General features: G+C 62.3%; 13 protein-coding genes and 1 tRNA gene. 9 read left to right on the forward strand and 5 right to left on the reverse strand.

The features are described from left to right. Positions 1-18 precede the first annotated feature (18 nt). The 4 genes from AC1RRC_RS18890 (at position 19) to AC1RRC_RS18905 (ending at position 3,232) form a co-directional block, all read left to right on the forward strand. Positions 19-402 carry a methylglyoxal synthase gene (locus tag AC1RRC_RS18890; RefSeq protein WP_493057067.1) on the forward strand — a complete coding sequence of 128 codons (384 nt, stop codon included), beginning with the start codon at positions 19-21 and terminating at the stop codon, positions 400-402. 79 nt (positions 403-481) lie between these two features. Beyond that, positions 482-2,086: an alpha/beta hydrolase family protein gene (locus AC1RRC_RS18895; RefSeq protein ID WP_493057068.1), complete on the forward strand. Its 1,605-nt coding sequence runs from the start codon at positions 482-484 to the stop codon at positions 2,084-2,086. A 28-nt stretch (positions 2,087-2,114) separates the two neighbouring features. Beyond that, positions 2,115-3,089 carry a quinone oxidoreductase family protein gene (locus AC1RRC_RS18900; RefSeq protein ID WP_493057309.1) on the forward strand — a complete coding sequence of 325 codons (975 nt, stop codon included), beginning with the start codon at positions 2,115-2,117 and terminating at the stop codon, positions 3,087-3,089. Positions 3,090-3,100: 11 nt separating this feature from the next. Then, positions 3,101-3,232 (forward strand): hypothetical protein, encoded by a 132-nt coding sequence (locus AC1RRC_RS18905; protein ID WP_493057070.1) that lies wholly within the window; start codon positions 3,101-3,103, stop codon positions 3,230-3,232. A 35-nt stretch (positions 3,233-3,267) separates the two neighbouring features. On the opposite strand, the gene AC1RRC_RS18910 is transcribed toward AC1RRC_RS18905, so the two are convergent. Next, positions 3,268-3,921: a DUF4136 domain-containing protein gene (locus AC1RRC_RS18910; protein WP_493057071.1), complete on the reverse strand. Its 654-nt coding sequence runs from the start codon at positions 3,919-3,921 to the stop codon at positions 3,268-3,270. Positions 3,922-4,147: 226 nt separating this feature from the next. Between AC1RRC_RS18910 and pepN the strand changes: the two genes are divergently transcribed. The 5 genes from pepN to AC1RRC_RS18935 all read left to right on the forward strand — a co-directional run bounded on the left by pepN (position 4,148) and on the right by AC1RRC_RS18935 (position 9,679). After that, positions 4,148-6,793 (forward strand): aminopeptidase N, encoded by a 2,646-nt coding sequence (pepN, locus tag AC1RRC_RS18915; RefSeq protein WP_493057072.1) that lies wholly within the window; start codon positions 4,148-4,150, stop codon positions 6,791-6,793. A gap of 54 nt (positions 6,794-6,847) precedes the next feature. After that, positions 6,848-7,849 carry a class 1 fructose-bisphosphatase gene (locus tag AC1RRC_RS18920; protein ID WP_493057073.1) on the forward strand — a complete coding sequence of 334 codons (1,002 nt, stop codon included), beginning with the start codon at positions 6,848-6,850 and terminating at the stop codon, positions 7,847-7,849. Positions 7,850-7,971: 122 nt separating this feature from the next. Then, a tRNA-Thr gene (locus AC1RRC_RS18925) sits at positions 7,972-8,047 on the forward strand. Positions 8,048-8,277: 230 nt separating this feature from the next. Continuing rightward, entirely contained in the window at positions 8,278-9,066 is a 789-nt protein-coding gene (locus AC1RRC_RS18930) for a PEP-CTERM sorting domain-containing protein (protein WP_493057074.1), read from the forward strand. 358 nt (positions 9,067-9,424) lie between these two features. Further along, positions 9,425-9,679, forward strand: coding sequence for a hypothetical protein (locus AC1RRC_RS18935; protein ID WP_493057075.1), 255 nt, complete (start codon positions 9,425-9,427; stop codon positions 9,677-9,679). Here the strand turns inward: AC1RRC_RS18935 and AC1RRC_RS18940 are convergent. The 4 genes from AC1RRC_RS18940 to AC1RRC_RS18955 all read right to left on the reverse strand — a co-directional run bounded on the left by AC1RRC_RS18940 (position 9,673) and on the right by AC1RRC_RS18955 (position 15,308). Continuing rightward, entirely contained in the window at positions 9,673-10,803 is a 1,131-nt protein-coding gene (locus AC1RRC_RS18940; protein WP_493057076.1) for a branched-chain amino acid ABC transporter substrate-binding protein, read from the reverse strand. The two genes, AC1RRC_RS18935 and AC1RRC_RS18940, sit on opposite strands and share 7 nt — an antisense overlap. A 284-nt stretch (positions 10,804-11,087) precedes the next feature. After that, positions 11,088-11,684, reverse strand: coding sequence for a PEP-CTERM sorting domain-containing protein (locus AC1RRC_RS18945; protein WP_493057077.1), 597 nt, complete (start codon positions 11,682-11,684; stop codon positions 11,088-11,090). Between the two features lie 216 nt (positions 11,685-11,900). Beyond that, positions 11,901-12,689, reverse strand: coding sequence for a substrate-binding periplasmic protein (locus AC1RRC_RS18950; RefSeq protein WP_493057078.1), 789 nt, complete (start codon positions 12,687-12,689; stop codon positions 11,901-11,903). A gap of 132 nt (positions 12,690-12,821) precedes the next feature. Further along, positions 12,822-15,308, reverse strand: coding sequence for a coiled-coil domain-containing protein (locus tag AC1RRC_RS18955; protein WP_493057079.1), 2,487 nt, complete (start codon positions 15,306-15,308; stop codon positions 12,822-12,824). Positions 15,309-15,477: the final 169 nt, after the last annotated feature.

Raw genomic sequence — 15,477 nt, forward strand, 5'->3', positions numbered from 1 at the left:
TAACTTTGGAATCCTGACATGACTTACCGCATTGCCCTGATTGCCCACGACAAGAAAAAAGACGACATGGTTGCGCTGGCGCGCGAATACAAGGACTTCTTGCTCGGCTGCAAACTGTGCGCCACCGGCACCACCGGCGGGCGCTTGATCGCGGAAGTGGGCCTGGTGGTGGACCGCAAACTGTCCGGCCCGATGGGCGGCGACCTGCAAATCGGTTCCCTGCTGGTGGAAGGGCAAATCGATGCCGTGATTTTCCTGCGCGATCCGATGACGCCGCAGCCGCACGAACCGGATATCAACGCGCTGGTGCGTTCTTGTGACGTGCATAATGTTGCCTGCGCTACCAATTTGTCGTCAGCCCACCTTGTGCTGTCTCAATTGCAGGCTGGTCACGCAAAATAGCAGTCTGTCGCACGGATGTAGGCCAGCGCCTTGCGCGCTGGCAATGTAGCGCCCTTACATTAAAAACACGGGGAGAGACATGAAAACCATCCTGGGCGGCGCTGCCGCCATCGCATTTTCCACCCTGGCGCATGCCGCACCGGTGGCGCCTGTCCAGCAGGGCTTGCCGGGCTATTGGGTCGGCACCTATGAAGTCGGCTCGGACATCAATTTCCTGCGTCCCCATTTCAGCGCGGACGGCAAGGCCACTGTCGATTTGCCCTCGTTTGAAAAAAAGGACGTGCCACTGGACGGCTTCAAGCAAGAGCAGGGCAATGTGCGCTTCGCGCTGCCCGGCCCGGACGGCGTACTGCAATTTGACGGCAAGGTGCAGGGCGACTTGCTGGCGGGGAAAGTGAGCTTGAACGGCAAGGACGGCAAGTTCGCCTTCCGCCGTACGTTATCGGACGACCCGCAGCGCCACCAGCCGCTGCTGGGCGCCTACCAGTTCCCCGACAAGCGCATTGTCGTGCTGTCCGAATGGGGCGACTTCCCGCAAATGTTTTACAGCGACATGAGCAGCGGGCGCTACGCATCGATGTTCGCCGAGAGCGACAGCACGTATTACGCGGGTAAAGGCAACCTGAATCCGGCCGTGCGTGAAACCACGATGCGCTTTGAAAAGGATAAAACCGGCCAGGTCGCACGCATGGTGTGGACACAAAATGGCCAGCAGCAGACGGCGCGCCGCCTGCAATTCCGCTCCGAAGAAGTGACGTTCAAGAATGGCGACGTGACCCTGTCCGGCACTCTGGTGCTGCCGGAAGGGAAGGGACCATTCCCCGCCATCGTGCTGACGCAAATGTCGAGCCCGGCGCCGCGCGGCGCCTATGCGCTGCAGGCGTATTACTTTGCCGCGCACGGCATGGCGGCGCTGATGTATGACAAGCGCGGCGTGGGCAAGTCCACCGGCGAATTCAATAAATCCACCATGGAAACGCTGGCCGACGACGCGGTGGCCGGCATCGAGTTGCTGGGCAAGCGGTCTGACATCAATGCCAAGGCCATCGGCACCTGGGGCCACAGCCAGGGCGGCTGGCTGGCGCCGCTGGCGGCCACCCGCTCGCAAAAGGTGGCGTTCGTGATTGCCCAGGCGGCGTCCGGTGTGACACCGGCCGAGCAAGAGGTTTACCGTATCGAAAACGCGTTGCGCGCGCATGGATTCAGCGATGACGAAGTCAGGGCGGGCGCCGCATACCAGGAAAAACTGATGCGCTGGGTGACCAGTGCGGGCGCCAACCGCGCGGAATTGCTGGCGTCGGCACGCGCCAATGACAATGCGCGCTGGGCCAGCCACGTGGAAATCATGCCCGACACCTTGCGCGACAAGCCGCGCGCGGAAACCACGGCGTTTTACAGCTATGACCCGCTGCCGGACCTGAAACACCTGAAAGTCCCGGTGGTCTATATCCTGGGCGAGAAGGATGCGTTCGTGCCGGTGCACAAGAGCGCCGTGCTGTTTAAGGACACGCTGGACAAGGCGGGGCATAAAGACCACCAGGTCTGGATGCTGCCGCGCGCGGCGCACGGGCTGTGGGAAACCGATATCGATGGCGGCAATGCGTACATCAATTCCACGCACTGGGCGCGCGACCATTACCCGCGCATGACGCAATGGCTGCGCGAGCGCGGTTTCGTTAAATAGCAACGAGAAAGGAAGCATGATGAGCATGATGGTGAAGGCGATACGCATGTCCCGCACTGGCGGGCCGGAAGTGATGGACTATGTGGATGTGGAACTGGGGCCGCCGGGCCCCGGCGAAGCCACGGTTCGCCATCAGGCCATCGGCCTCAATTTCATTGACGTGTATTTCCGCACCGGCCTGTATCCCCAGCCGCTGCCGGCCGGGCTGGGCATGGAAGGCGCGGGTGTCGTGGAAGCGGTGGGCGAGGGTGTCACGGAAGTCAAGGTCGGCGACCGCGTGGCGTACGCCGGCCGCCCGAACGGCGCCTATGCCGAAGCGCGCAATATGCCGGCGGCGCAATTACTGGTGTTGCCGGACAAGATCGATTTCGAGACCGGCGCCGCCATGATGCTGCAAGGCTTGACCGTGCAATACCTGTTCCACCGCACCGTGCCGTTGAAGGCGGGCGACACCATCTTGTTCCATGCGGCGGCCGGCGGCGTCGGGTTGATCGCGTGCCAATGGGCCAAGGTCATGGGGCTGAACCTGATCGGCACCGTAGGTTCCGAGGAAAAGGCGGCGCTGGCGATTGAAAACGGCGCGCGGCACGTGATCAACTACAACCAGGAAAACTTCGTTGAGCGGGTGAAAGCGCTCACCGGCGGCGAAGGCGTGGCCGTGGTCTATGACTCGATCGGCAAGGACACCTTTACCGGTTCGCTCGACTGCCTGCGCCCGCTGGGCACCATGGTCAGCTTCGGCAATGCCTCCGGCCCGGTGCCGCCGTTCAGTCTCAATGAATTGCAATCGCGCGGTTCGCTGTCCATTACCCGGCCAACCCTGATGACGCATACGGCGAAACGGGCGGATTTGGAAGCCATGGCGCAATCGCTGTTTGGCGTGGTGGGCAGCGGCGAGGTCCAGGTACCCGTCAAGCAGCGCTATAATCTGGCCGACGTGGCGCAAGCCCACATCGACCTGGAAGCGCGCAAGACCACCGGGTCGACTATCCTGATTCCTTGATTACTTAAGACATGAACGATACCAGCCAGCAGCAACCGGAAGACGACGGCAATCCGAAATTCGGCCGTTTATTGATTGTGCTGGTGCTGGCGGTGTTGGTGGTGGTGGCGATTACGTTTGCCAGTGAGGCGTATTACAGCTGAGGCGGACCGGGTGGCCCGCCTCGGGCGCGAGCAAGTCACTCGACCTGCACCTCCACCTGCTTGACCTTCCCATTCTCCCCCGGGAACCCGCTAAACGCACTCTGCACCAAAGTCGGCATGATGGCCGGGGTCGACTTGCGGCGGCTGCTGTTTTGCACCGTCACGTCGAACAGTTTCTGCCCGTCGATGGTATTGATGGCGACCCGCAATTGCCGTTCATAGTGATAGCGGATGGTTTCCTGGACTTCCAGCGGGCCATACCAGAACGGGTCATAGAACGGACCGAAGCCGCCCCAGCGGTACGGGCCCCAGTAAGGGCGGTAAAAGCCGCGCCCGACGTAGCGGGGGCCCCAGTAATGCGACGGTCCCATCCAGAACGGATCGGAAGCGTGCAAGACTTTGACGGGGCGCTCGATGGTGCTGAAGTGAACGCCCACTTTCAGCTTCGGATGGGCATTGTCCGGTACTTGGGTGAAGCCCAGCTTGGCCAGTTCGGCACTGACCATGTTCTGGTAGGTCTTCAGTTCCAGCGTGTTGTCCGCCGCCGGCGGATTTTCAAACACATAGGATTTATCCGGCACGCCGGTGGCCGGCCATTGCTGGAAAGTGGTCACGTCGCTACGGATGGTGGTGGCGCATCCGGTCAGCAGCAAACTGGCCGCCGCAGCCAGTATCGCGAAAGTTTTCATGATGGTTCGCTCCCGATGGATATTTCAGTGTATGGCGGCACGCATTGTTGCGCACGATTATTACAGTTTGTTACGGCCACGAGAAGAGCAGCAAAATTCGGTGCGGATTCACTCACCATGTTGACTGGAAAGCCCTTGCCGCTAAGTGGTATTGGCGCTGGCGCGCGTCGTCCGGGGCTGCAGTTGGTAAAATAGCCTTTTCCACCCATGTCCGATCGAAATTCCTATGCGCACAGACAGCCCACAGACGATCTTCCGTAAAGACTACACTCCTCCCAGCTACCTGGTGCACACGGTAGAACTGGGTTTCGATCTGGACCCGGCCCGCACCATCGTGGCCAACCGCGTCACCCTCAGCCGCAATCCGGAAAGCAAGAGCCGTAACATCGTGTTCCACGGTGAAGAGATCGAACTGGTCGCCTTGCGCATGAATGGCAAGACCCTGCGGCCCGGCCAGTACCTGCTGGGCGCGAATACCCTGACGATCCCCAAGGCGCCGCAGGAAGTGACGCTGGAAATCGAAACCTTGTGCGCACCGGTGGATAACACCACCTTGTCCGGCCTGTATGTGTCGAACGGCAGTTTTTACACGCAATGCGAAGCGGAAGGCTTCCGCCGCATCACGTATTTCCCGGACCGTCCGGACGTGATGGCGAAGTACACGGTCATGCTGCGCGCCGACAAGGCGCGCTATCCGGTGCTGCTGTCGAACGGCAATTTGCTGGAACAGGGCGACCTCGGCGATGGCCGCCACTACGCCAAGTGGGAAGATCCGTTCAAGAAGCCGGCTTACCTGTTTGCCCTGGTGGCCGCCAAACTGGTGTGCCAGGAAGAGACGTACACGCTGAAGTCGGGCCGCGAAGTGCTGCTGCAAGTGTGGGTGGAAGAGGGCAATCTCGACAAGACCGACTATGCGATGCAATCGCTGAAAAACAGTATCCGCTGGGACGAGGAACGCTTCGGCCTGGAACTGGACCTGGACCGGTTCATGATTGTCGCGGTCGGCGACTTCAACATGGGCGCGATGGAAAACAAGGGATTAAACATCTTTAATACCAAGTTCGTGCTGGCCAATCCGCGCACCGCCACCGATATTGACTACTCCGGCATCGAAGCCGTGGTCGGCCACGAATACTTCCACAACTGGACCGGCAACCGCGTCACCTGCCGCGACTGGTTCCAGCTGTCGCTGAAGGAAGGCTTGACGGTCTTCCGCGACCAGGAATTTTCGGCCGACATGATCGGTACCGCCAGCGGGCGCGCCGTGACCCGGATCGATCAGGTCCGCACCCTGCGCCAGGCGCAATTCCCGGAGGACGCGGGGCCGATGGCGCACCCCGTGCGTCCCGACTCGTTTGTCGAGATCAATAACTTCTACACGGTCACCGTGTACGAAAAAGGCGCGGAAGTGGTGCGCATGTACCAGACCCTGCTGGGCCGCGAAGGTTTCCGCAAAGGCATGGACCTGTACTTCGAGCGCCATGACGGCCAAGCCGTGCAGTGCGATGATTTCCGCGCCGCGATGGCGGATGCGAATGGCGTCGACCTGACCCAGTTCGAGCGCTGGTACAGCCAGGCCGGCACCCCGGTCGTGACGGCGGTGACGACCTACGATGCCGCCGACCAGACCTATGAAATCACCCTGCGCCAGCGCTGCCCGGACACGCCGGGACAGACCGACAAGCTGCCGTTCCACATTCCGGTGGCGATCGGCCTGCTCGACAGCGAAGGCCATGACATTGCGCTGGCGGTGGACGGCAAAGTGGTGGGCGCCACCACGGCCGTGCTCGATTTCACGGCAGCCGAGCAGACTTTCCGCTTCACCAACGTCAAGGAAAAGCCGGTGCCGTCGATCTTGCGCGATTTTTCCGCGCCGGTGGTGCTGGAATACGATTACACGGACGAGGAATTGCTGCACCTGTTCCGTTACGACAGCGACGCGGTGAACCGCTGGGAAGCGGGCCAGCGCCTGGCCATGGAGCGGTTGCGCAAGCTGGCCAACGCCGCCGCGGCCGGCGCCGAACTGACCTTGGACGACACCTTCATCGCGGCCCAGCGCGCCGTGCTGAGCGACGCCACCCTGGATCCGGCGTTCCGCGAACAGGCCTTGATCCTGCCATCGGAAACCATCATTGCGGAAAACATGGACGTGGTCGATCCGCAAGCGATTCACGCGGCGCGCCAGTTCATGCGCCGCACCCTGGCGCGCGAATTGGCGCCGGAATTGCTGGCGCAGTATGAAGCGAACCTGACGCCGGGGCCGTACAGCCCCGATGCGCTGTCGGCCGGCAAGCGCGGCCTGAAAAACCTGGCGCTGGCTTACCTGATGATCGATCCGGGGCCGGCCGAACTGAAGCTGGCGCAGCAGCAGTTTGACGACGCCACCAACATGACGGACCGTTCGGCCGCGCTGGTGTCGCTGATCCACAGCGGTTCCGATGCGGCGCCGTTCCTGCAGCGTTTCTATGACGAGTTCGAGAACGAGGCGCTGGTGATCGACAAATGGTTTGCGATGCAGGGCGCCAGCCCGCACACCGGCATCGGCAAGGTGCGTGAGCTGATGCAGCATCCCGCCTTCAACGTCAAGAATCCAAACCGCGCACGCAGCCTGCTGTTCAGCTATTGCAACGCCAACCCGGCGCAATTCCATGCGCACGACGGCAGCGGCTATGCACTGTGGGCGGAAAATGTCATCTTGCTCAATTCTATCAACCCGCAGGTGGCCGCGCGCCTGGCGCGTAGCCTGGACCGCTGGCGCCGCTATGTGCCGGATTTGCAGGACCAAATGCGCCGCGCCCTGGAAAAAGTCGCCTCCAGCGTGGGCTTGTCGAATGACGTCAATGAAGTGGTCAGCAAGGCGCTCGCCAACTAAGACAACGAGTTTTTGATTTACCCATTTTTACCTATTACCACAGCAAGGGAATCCATGAAACGCATCAGCCTGACCCAATACCTGGTCGAAGAACAACGTCTGCACAGCTCGATCCCGGCCGAACTGCGCCTGTTGATCGAAGTGGTGGCCCGCTCCTGCAAAACCATCAGCCACAGCGTCGGCAAAGGCGCCCTGGGCGACGTGCTGGGCGCGCTGGAATCGGAAAACGTGCAGGGCGAAGTGCAAAAGAAGCTGGACGTGATTTCCAACGAAATCCTGCTGGAAGCGAATGAGTGGGGCGGCCACCTGGCGGCCATGGCGTCCGAAGAAATGGAAACCATCCACCGCATTCCAAACCGCTACCCGATGGGCGAATACCTGCTGGTGTTCGATCCGCTGGACGGTTCGTCGAACATCGACGTCAACGTGTCGATCGGCACCATCTTCTCCGTGCTGAAAGCACCGGAAGGTATGAAAGATCCGTCCGAGCAGGATTTCCTGCAACCGGGCAGCAAGCAGGTCGCCGCCGGCTATGCCGTGTACGGCCCGCAAACCCAGCTGGTGCTCACCACCGGCAACGGCGTCAACTGCTTCACCCTGGACCGCGAAATGGGTTCGTGGGTGCTGACCCAGCGCGGCATGCAAATTCCTGCCGCCACCAAGGAATTCGCCATCAACATGTCGAATTCGCGCCACTGGCATGCCCCGGTCAAGCGCTACATCGACGAATTGCTGGCCGGCGACACCGGTCCGCGCGGCAAGAATTTCAACATGCGCTGGATCGCGTCGATGGTGGCCGACGTGCACCGTATCCTGAACCGCGGCGGCGTCTTCATGTACCCGGCCGACCTGCGCGATCCATCTCAGCCAGGCAAGCTGCGTCTGATGTATGAAGCGAACCCGATGGCTCTCATCGTGGAGCAGGCCGGCGGCGCCGCCACCGACGGCAAGCAGCGCATCCTGGACATCCAGCCATCCAAATTGCACCAGCGCGTCCCGGTATTCCTGGGTTCGCGCGATGAAGTGGCGGTGGTGACGGGTTACCACGGCGAGTAATTTCGCCCGTTGTTGCATAAATAAAAAATCACTCTTGCGCATTCTGAAAATTGTTTGTTAGAATGCGAGCCTCTTACGCAGCGGGCTTCAGTGATGAGCCGCAACTTGCGTAGACAGGTTTCGCCGGTGTAGCTCAGTTGGTAGAGCAGCGCATTCGTAATGCGAAGGTCGTAGGTTCGACTCCTATCTCCGGCACCACAATTCGGCAGTACACGGAAAAGGGTTACAGACTTCGGTCTGTAACCCTTTTTTTTATTTCCGTCGACAACTATCACCATGCAAGCATAGTGTCGGAAAAATTAACATTATCTCGGCGATAATAATTTTTTCACATTGTTTTCAAATACTTAAGTTTGTGGCATGGTTCGTGCTAAGGGTTAAATGGCAACATTATAATTTTTTCCACAAATCAACTAGGGACCTAGCCCATGAAACTCCATAAAGTATTGTCCGCAGCAGCATTGTTCCTGCTCGCCAACGCCGCCAGCGCCATGCCGTTCGTGAACGGCGGCTTTGAAGATGGCACCACCAATGGCTGGACCACCGGCGGCGGCTACCGCGGCGGCATTCCGAATTCGGCCATCGCGCCAAGCGACTTCCTGCCAGGTGGCAGCCTGTACGACAACGCCGCCAACCGCTCGACGATCAATACCGTTGGCACCGTGGACGGCAACCTCGGCGCCGCACTGGGCAGCACGGTTTATTCCGGTAATTACTCGTTCCGCACCGAAGACTTGTTCTTCGGCGGCTATGCTTCGGTGATCAGCCAGAAAGTGTTGAACTACACCGACGCGAACATCTTCTTTGCCTGGAAAGCCGTACTGGAAAATGGCGGCCACGCGGAAGACAATTCCGCCGAAGTGGTCGTGTCTTTGCATGACGACACCACCAATACCCAGCTGATCAGCCGTGTCTACAACGCCGGCGCCGGCGGTGGCGGTGTGGATACCCGCTTCACCGAGCTCAATGGCGTGTTCTATACCGCCGACTGGCAAATCGAACAGCTGGCCATCGACGCATTGCTGGCTGGCCACGATTTCACGCTGTCGCTGCTGGTGGCGGATTGCGATCCGACCGGCCACTTTGGCTACGCCTATATCGATGGCTTCGGTTCCCGTGTCCCACCGGTCGACGTACCTGAGCCGGCAACCGGGGCGCTGATGCTGCTGGGCTTGGGCGGCTTGGTGGCAGCGCGCCGCCGCGGCAAAAAAGCATAAGCGGTAGCCGGTTTTTTGCCGGAATAAAAAGCAGTCCTGCGGGACTGCTTTTTTATTGGGTGAGATTTACATGGAGCCAATTCATTTCCATGTAATAACCACAACGCCGTGGCGCTGATGCTGTTGGCGCTTGAGCCATATCAGTTGGTTGCGGGTTGAACATGCGGACGTCATTGCAATCGCCGTGCCACCCGCACCCGGTAGCGAAATGCCGTGATATTTCAACCACTTGGACGCCATGGCCGGCTGGCCGTGGCCGGCGGCGGTTGCCCGCTGCAGGGCAGCATTGCCCGGATCCGGGCACTTTGCTTGACGGTATCCTGCGCCACCGTCCCGGCCGCTGGATTAGACTGGCGCCATGACGCGCCGACTTGATGATTACACTGCCGAGAAAGTGGCAGTAGCTTTGCTGACCCGCGCCGCCTTTGGCGAGGGTACCGCATACACGTACGCTGAGCTGGCTGGGATTCCAGCCCGGCTGATCAATGACATCCTGGCCCGCCCGCTGGGGCGCTTGCGGGAGTATTCCACCCTGTTGCTGCCGTCGCCGGACCGGCGCAACGGCACCCGCATGTTGCTGGCGCCGTTACTGGATCAGCGGCTGGATCAATAGCTGGAAATTGGCGCCGGCGCGCCGTTCTTGAAGTTGAAGATGGTCACCAGCGATTCCTTCATGTCACCCTTGGCGTCGAACGAATAGGTGCCCATCACGCCCTTGTAGGCGCCGCCGCTGATGGACGGGCCAACCTTGGCCGGGTCGGTCGAGTTCACCTTTTGCATGGCGCTGGCGTACATCATGGTGGCGTCATAATAGGTCGCCGCGTACACATCCGGTTCCCGGTTATAGCGCTTCTTGAAGGCGGCCTTGAATTGCGGGCCGGCCGCCGCCTTGTCGAGGATCGCGCCGCCTTGCGAGCACAGCACGTTGTCGCCCACGGCGTCGCCGCCCAGCTTGCCCATTTCCGCGGTACAAATGGTGTCGCCGCCCAGCAGCTTGGCATTGATGCCCAACTGTTTCATTTGGCGCGCCATCGGCGCGGCTTGTGGCGCATAGCCGCCGAAGAAGATCGCTTCGACATTCTTGGCTTTCAGCTTGGTCAGGATGGCGGTGAAATCCACGGCCTTGTCGGTGGTGTATTCGTGACCCGCGACCGCCAGGCCGGACGCCTTGGCCTGCTTTTTGAATTCTTCCGCCAGGCCTTGGCCAAACGCGGTGCGGTCATCGATCACGGCCACGGTTTTGGCCTTCAATTCCTTGGCGGCATACAGCGCCATTTTCGAGCCCAACTGGGTATCGCTGGCGTTCACGCGGAACACGCCCTTATAGCCTTGCTGCGTGACTTTCGGGTTGGTGGCGACGGTGGCGATCAGGGTGCCGGCATCGTTGTAGGCGCGGGAAGCCGGGATGGCGACGCCGGAATTGTAAGGACCGACCACGTAACGCACGCCGCTGTCGATGAATTTTTGCGCGACTTGCACGCCGGCTTTGGGATCGCCCTGGTCATCTTCCGACAGCAGTTCGAACTTGATTTTCTTGCCGCCCACGGTGATCGGTTTGGCGTTCAATTCTTCGATCGCCAGGCGGGCGCCGTTTTCATTGTCTTTGCCGGAAAACGCCTGCGCGCCGGACAGGGGACCGGTGTGGCCAATCTTGACGGTTTCCTGGGCCGCTGCGGTGTTCATGGCGCTGATGGCGCCCAGCAGGGCGAGTGCGCCCATGGTGCGTTGGAACTTCATTGTGTCTCCTTGGTGAGGGTCGATGCGCGTGCATTATCCCCAAGGCGAAATGGCAGGGCAAGCGCAAACTGCGGCGCCGGCGCGGTATCTTGCGGGGCGGGCGGGCGCTGCTTGTACGGTTATGCGGAAATATGTAAAAACGTGCGGAAAACCGCCGGTGCGGCCAGGTTTCAGCGTTGCGCTGTGCGGCTGCGCTGGCAGGCGGGGCAAGCGCAAACCATGCGTGCGGGGGGGGGGCATGACGATGAAGTGCGCATGGGAATCCATGCGCACTTGGAGGGATATCAGGCTTGCTTGCGGCGGCGGGCAGCCGCCAGGCCTGCCAGGCCCAGGCCAAACAGCATCATGGAGGCCGGCTCGGGAACATTGCTCGATTGCGCGGTGTTCAGTTGCACGTTGTCGAGCAACATGTAGTCGTCGCCGATCACGCGAATGGCGTCGAAGTTAAAGCCGGAGAAGCCGTAGAAGTTATCGTCGCCGAGGCCAACTTCGGTCGTAAACGAGTCCAGCACGGTATTGCCCAGCAGCGCTTCAAATGTCCATACCGAAGAGTTGGACGCCATGGCAAACGCCGCCCCCGATTGCACGTTGGTGAAATTCAGCTCGAACGTGGTTGGAGACGGACCCGGCTGAAAATTGCCCAGCGTGGCGCCGGTGATGTTGGGGAAGCCTTCCTGGGGCGAATAACGCAGGAATGGCGTAAAACTCACGCCTTCCGCCGCCCATTCGGTGGTGACGCTGGCGCTGCCGCCGAGCACATGCTCGTCAAAGGTGATGGTAGACGTAGGCGACGACAGGCCGGTGGTGGAATGGCTGATCACGGCAGCCTGGGCGAATTGGGTGGCGGTCAGCAGGGCGGCGGCAAGAAGCGCTTTTTTCATGATTGTTGGCCTATAGGAAAGTTAAGTTACTTCAGTGCTACTTTTAGCAATTTGCATGCCATCAATATTACTGTCGTAAAATCAATGAGTTGCACCGTTGACATTTCTTGAGCCGACACAAGTGTAAAAAAATCCGACACTGTGATGTTGCTGATTGGTAACGATAATCCGGCCGCAGGCGGCGCCTTCGGTGGGCCGCGCCGGCCGCAAGAACATTCAGCGTTGCGCCGTGCGGCGACGCTGGCGCGCCAGCGCGGCATTGATGCGGTCGATCAGGCCGTTGTCTTGGCCATAGGCAATGGCAAAGTGTTCGCCATTGTCGGTTTGTACCGGTTGCGGCAACACCGACAGGCTGACGTCCGGCGCCAGGTTCATGTCTTTGAGATACGGGGCAATGAACGCGCGCAACTCCATCTCGATGTCTTGGGCGGATTCCCCGGCGGGCTGCACCAGCAAGACCGCGTCGACCCGTTTCAACAGCAGCCGCTGCAGACGCGCCGCGCGCGAAGCGATGTCGTCTTCCACCCGAAACAGCTTGTTGCGGCGGCGTTCGAATTCATCGCCATAGGTATAGCCGCGCACTGCGCCCACCGTCTTGCCCTGTAAATCATCGAGGGAGGTGAACGGAAAGGTGGCGTCGCTGCGCGTGACCAGCCACAGTGTATTGCTGCCCACGATATCGGAATAGTGCAGCTCGCGCAGGCGCTCGCCGGTCTTTGGTAAACCGAAGATCAGGCCCGCGCCGGTGCGGGCGTTGCGTTCGGCGCGCGGCCACGGATAACTCTTGATGTTGAAGGTGATGTTGAGCTCTTGCTCGAGGTAGTCGAACAATTTACGCCGCCAGGGCTTGAGCGGCTTTTGCCGGCCTTGCGCATCGAGCGCGTCGCCCAGCAAGAGCGTGACCGGTTGCGGCGGTGCGGCGTGGGCCAGTGCCGGGCCCAGTGCCAGCATGCCGGCAGCCAGTCCGCACGCCGTTATCAATGTGCGCTTGCGTTGGGATGCCATCAGATATCCGAATATAAAGCCGCCACTCCGGTGCTGGCGGAAGAGTGGCGGCGACGGTTAATTATTACAGAGATGGTGCATTAAGGTGCAAATAACCGCCATTGGTCATCTGTTTGATGCCAATAGATTATTTTAGCGTTGCGTCCGCGCCGTACTGTCCGGATTCACGCCGCCACCAGCCGCCTCATCGGCAGGTGGGACCGGCCGCACGGGCGGAATGGGGGCTGCGGTGGGGACTCTTGCCGCCTGGGCCGGTGGCACAGGCGGGCGTGCGCCGGCGGCGGCCATCGCGTGACCGCTGTAGGCGGCGATGGCGGCCGCCTGGGCGGGATCGGCGGCATTGGGGGGGCGTTGCGCGTTGGCGGCCTGGGCAGCCTGCCGTGCCTGCTCCGCCTGGGCCGCCGCATTGGCCAGCACGTCCGCTTGCTGTTCGGCGCGGACTTGCCGTGCCGCGGCGGCGGCTTCGGTCAGTTGGCGCTCCCGCTGCGCCTGCGCGTTGGCGCGGCCCCGGGCGGCTTGCTGTTCCAGTGCCAGGCGCTGCTCCGCCGTGCGCTGCGCCGCCGCCATGGCGGCGGCGCCCTGGGCTTCCGGCCGTGCGCCTTGGAGCTCGGCGGCCTGTTGTTCGGCCACCCGTTGTTCGGCTGCGCGGGTGGCCGCGGTGCGTTCGGTGGCTTGCCGCTCCTGCCGTGCCGCTGCGGTTTGCGTGGCGGCGCCGGTGTTGGTCTGCTGTGCGGCTTCCGCCTGGCTGGCTTGGTCCGCCTGGGCTTGCGCAAGCGCCGCCAGGGTGCGGCGCTCGGCGCCGGTGCGCTGGACGGTGCGTTCGCTTTCCACGGCGGCGTTTTGGCGTGCCTGCTGTTGCACGGCTTGCTGGCGGGCCGTTTCGCGCTGTTCGTCCATCTGTTCCGCCAGCGCGCTGGTTTGTGCACGCAAATTGGCCTGGCCCGCAGTGGTGAGGCGGACATTGTCGGCGCGGTCGGCGATGGCGCGGTCTTGCTGTGCTTCCGTGGCGGTGCGGGCGGCCTGTTGCGCTGCCTGCTCGCGGCGCTGGGCCTGGAGGCGATTGTCCCCGGTGAGCTGTGCGTCGGCCTCGGCGTCGCGTTCGGCTTGCGCGCCGCTGCTTGCCGCAGGCTGCGCCGTGGCGTTTTGCGCAGCCTGCGTTTGCCGGGATTGCGCCCGTGCCGCCTGCTCCTGCTGCGCGGTCAGGCGTGCCTGTTGCGCCAGGCGTTGCCGGGCTTGCGCTGTCTGCTGTTCCGCCTGCACCTGATCCGGCTGTACCTGATCCGGCTGCAACGGCGGGTTGGCCTGCCGCGTCTGCTGGGCAGCTTGCGCCGAAGTTTGCCGCTGTGCGGCCATGCGCGCGGCCAAGGTGGCTTCATCGCGCGCTTCCGCAATGGCGGCGGTATTGCGCCGCGCGGTGGCGCGATCGGTTTCACTGCGGGCGGCGTCATTGCGGACGACGCTTTGCTGCTGGGCATCCTGCTGCGCCCGTTGTTGCGCTTGCTGCGCCTGTTGTGCCTGTTGCGCGGATAAACGCTGCTGCGCTTCCTGCTGTCCGCTTTGCTGCGCGGCGCGTGTAGTGGCTTCTTGCTGGACACGCAAGCGCGCATCGCTGCCGGTCGCCAGGTCCAGGTTGGCTTGCAACTGTTGTTGCGCCTGTAATTCCAGGGCCGATTGCACCTGATCCAGTTCTTGCCGCAAGGCGGCGGCGCGCTGGGCAAGGTCGGTGCTTTGCCGGGCCGCCATGCGTTGCGCCAGCGCGGTGGCGGCGGCATCTTCCTGTGCCGAGACGTCCAGCTGGCGCCGTTCGGCGGCCCGGTCCGCCGCCAGCCGGTCGGCCTGGGTTTCCTGTTGCGTGCGCGATGCCTCCGCAGCGGCCTCGCGCGCCACGGCCAGTTGTTGCTGGCGCAATACCTCGGCCGGCGTGCCCGCCAGCGCGTCATTCAGCGCCAGGCCGGCCAGCGTGGCGTCTGAACCAGGCGCGGCCGGCGGGGCGGTGGCGGGCGCCGGCGTTGTGGCGGAGGCCGCTTCCGCTTGCGCCACGGCGACACCCAGCGCATTGAATTGTTCGGTGGTGCGGGTCAGCAGCGCCAGCGTGCCGTCGCGGTCGGCGGCGAACGCGGCGCGCAGTAGAGGCGCTTCCACATTGAGCAGATCGGCGCTGGACGCCGGGGCCAGCGGATCGAGCGTAATGCCGACCCCGGCCAGGGTGCTGCTGGAAATCGGACCGCCCCGTCCCGCCGTGGCGCCCAGTTGTTGCAGCACCAGCGCCAGCCGTTCGCCCAGCGTGCCGCCCTGGCTGTCCGGCAGCGGCGGCAAGGTATCGAGGGCGGAAGGTGGCAACTGGTTGAACGACTGGGTCAGGTTGGTGGCCGCCACGTTCAGCAGCATGATGTCGGCGACGGTCGGGGTGCTGGCCGTGCCACCCTGCAATTGGTCCAGCTGGCGGCGCGTCAGCGCGACCGTGGACAGGAATTGCGCCAGGCCGGAAAAGTCCACGGCGGACGCGTTGTCGGCCAGGGCACGACCCGCCGCCAGGGCAGCGGCGGCGGACGCGGAAAGGGCTGGGGTGAGCGGGGCGACAGTGGATGCCGCGTCGACAGGGTTGGTTACAGGCAGCATGATGGCACCTTCAGGCACGGGTTGTCCCGGTCAGCATGCGCGTGTGCCGGGCGGGTGTCTGTGGGCTGCCCCACATTATGGGAATGCAAGTCAACGGTGCGCAGCGGCGCCGCGTTGTTGGGGCGATAATTGACCCTTTGAAATAAATCAGGAGTATCGCGTGACTTTG

It is taken from the genome of Pseudoduganella sp. GW821-FHT12E03, assembly GCF_058807115.1.

Coding starts and splice junctions, on each gene's coding strand:
- AC1RRC_RS18890 (WP_493057067.1), top strand. CDS start 19: ATGACTTACCGCATTGCCCTGATTGCCCACGACAAGAAAAAAGACGAC.
- AC1RRC_RS18895 (WP_493057068.1), top strand. CDS start 482: ATGAAAACCATCCTGGGCGGCGCTGCCGCCATCGCATTTTCCACCCTG.
- AC1RRC_RS18900 (WP_493057309.1), top strand. CDS start 2,115: ATGGTGAAGGCGATACGCATGTCCCGCACTGGCGGGCCGGAAGTGATG.
- AC1RRC_RS18905 (WP_493057070.1), top strand. CDS start 3,101: ATGAACGATACCAGCCAGCAGCAACCGGAAGACGACGGCAATCCGAAA.
- AC1RRC_RS18910 (WP_493057071.1), bottom strand. CDS start 3,921: ATGAAAACTTTCGCGATACTGGCTGCGGCGGCCAGTTTGCTGCTGACC.
- pepN (WP_493057072.1), top strand. CDS start 4,148: ATGCGCACAGACAGCCCACAGACGATCTTCCGTAAAGACTACACTCCT.
- AC1RRC_RS18920 (WP_493057073.1), top strand. CDS start 6,848: ATGAAACGCATCAGCCTGACCCAATACCTGGTCGAAGAACAACGTCTG.
- AC1RRC_RS18930 (WP_493057074.1), top strand. CDS start 8,278: ATGAAACTCCATAAAGTATTGTCCGCAGCAGCATTGTTCCTGCTCGCC.
- AC1RRC_RS18935 (WP_493057075.1), top strand. CDS start 9,425: ATGACGCGCCGACTTGATGATTACACTGCCGAGAAAGTGGCAGTAGCT.
- AC1RRC_RS18940 (WP_493057076.1), bottom strand. CDS start 10,803: ATGAAGTTCCAACGCACCATGGGCGCACTCGCCCTGCTGGGCGCCATC.
- AC1RRC_RS18945 (WP_493057077.1), bottom strand. CDS start 11,684: ATGAAAAAAGCGCTTCTTGCCGCCGCCCTGCTGACCGCCACCCAATTC.
- AC1RRC_RS18950 (WP_493057078.1), bottom strand. CDS start 12,689: ATGGCATCCCAACGCAAGCGCACATTGATAACGGCGTGCGGACTGGCT.
- AC1RRC_RS18955 (WP_493057079.1), bottom strand. CDS start 15,308: ATGCTGCCTGTAACCAACCCTGTCGACGCGGCATCCACTGTCGCCCCG.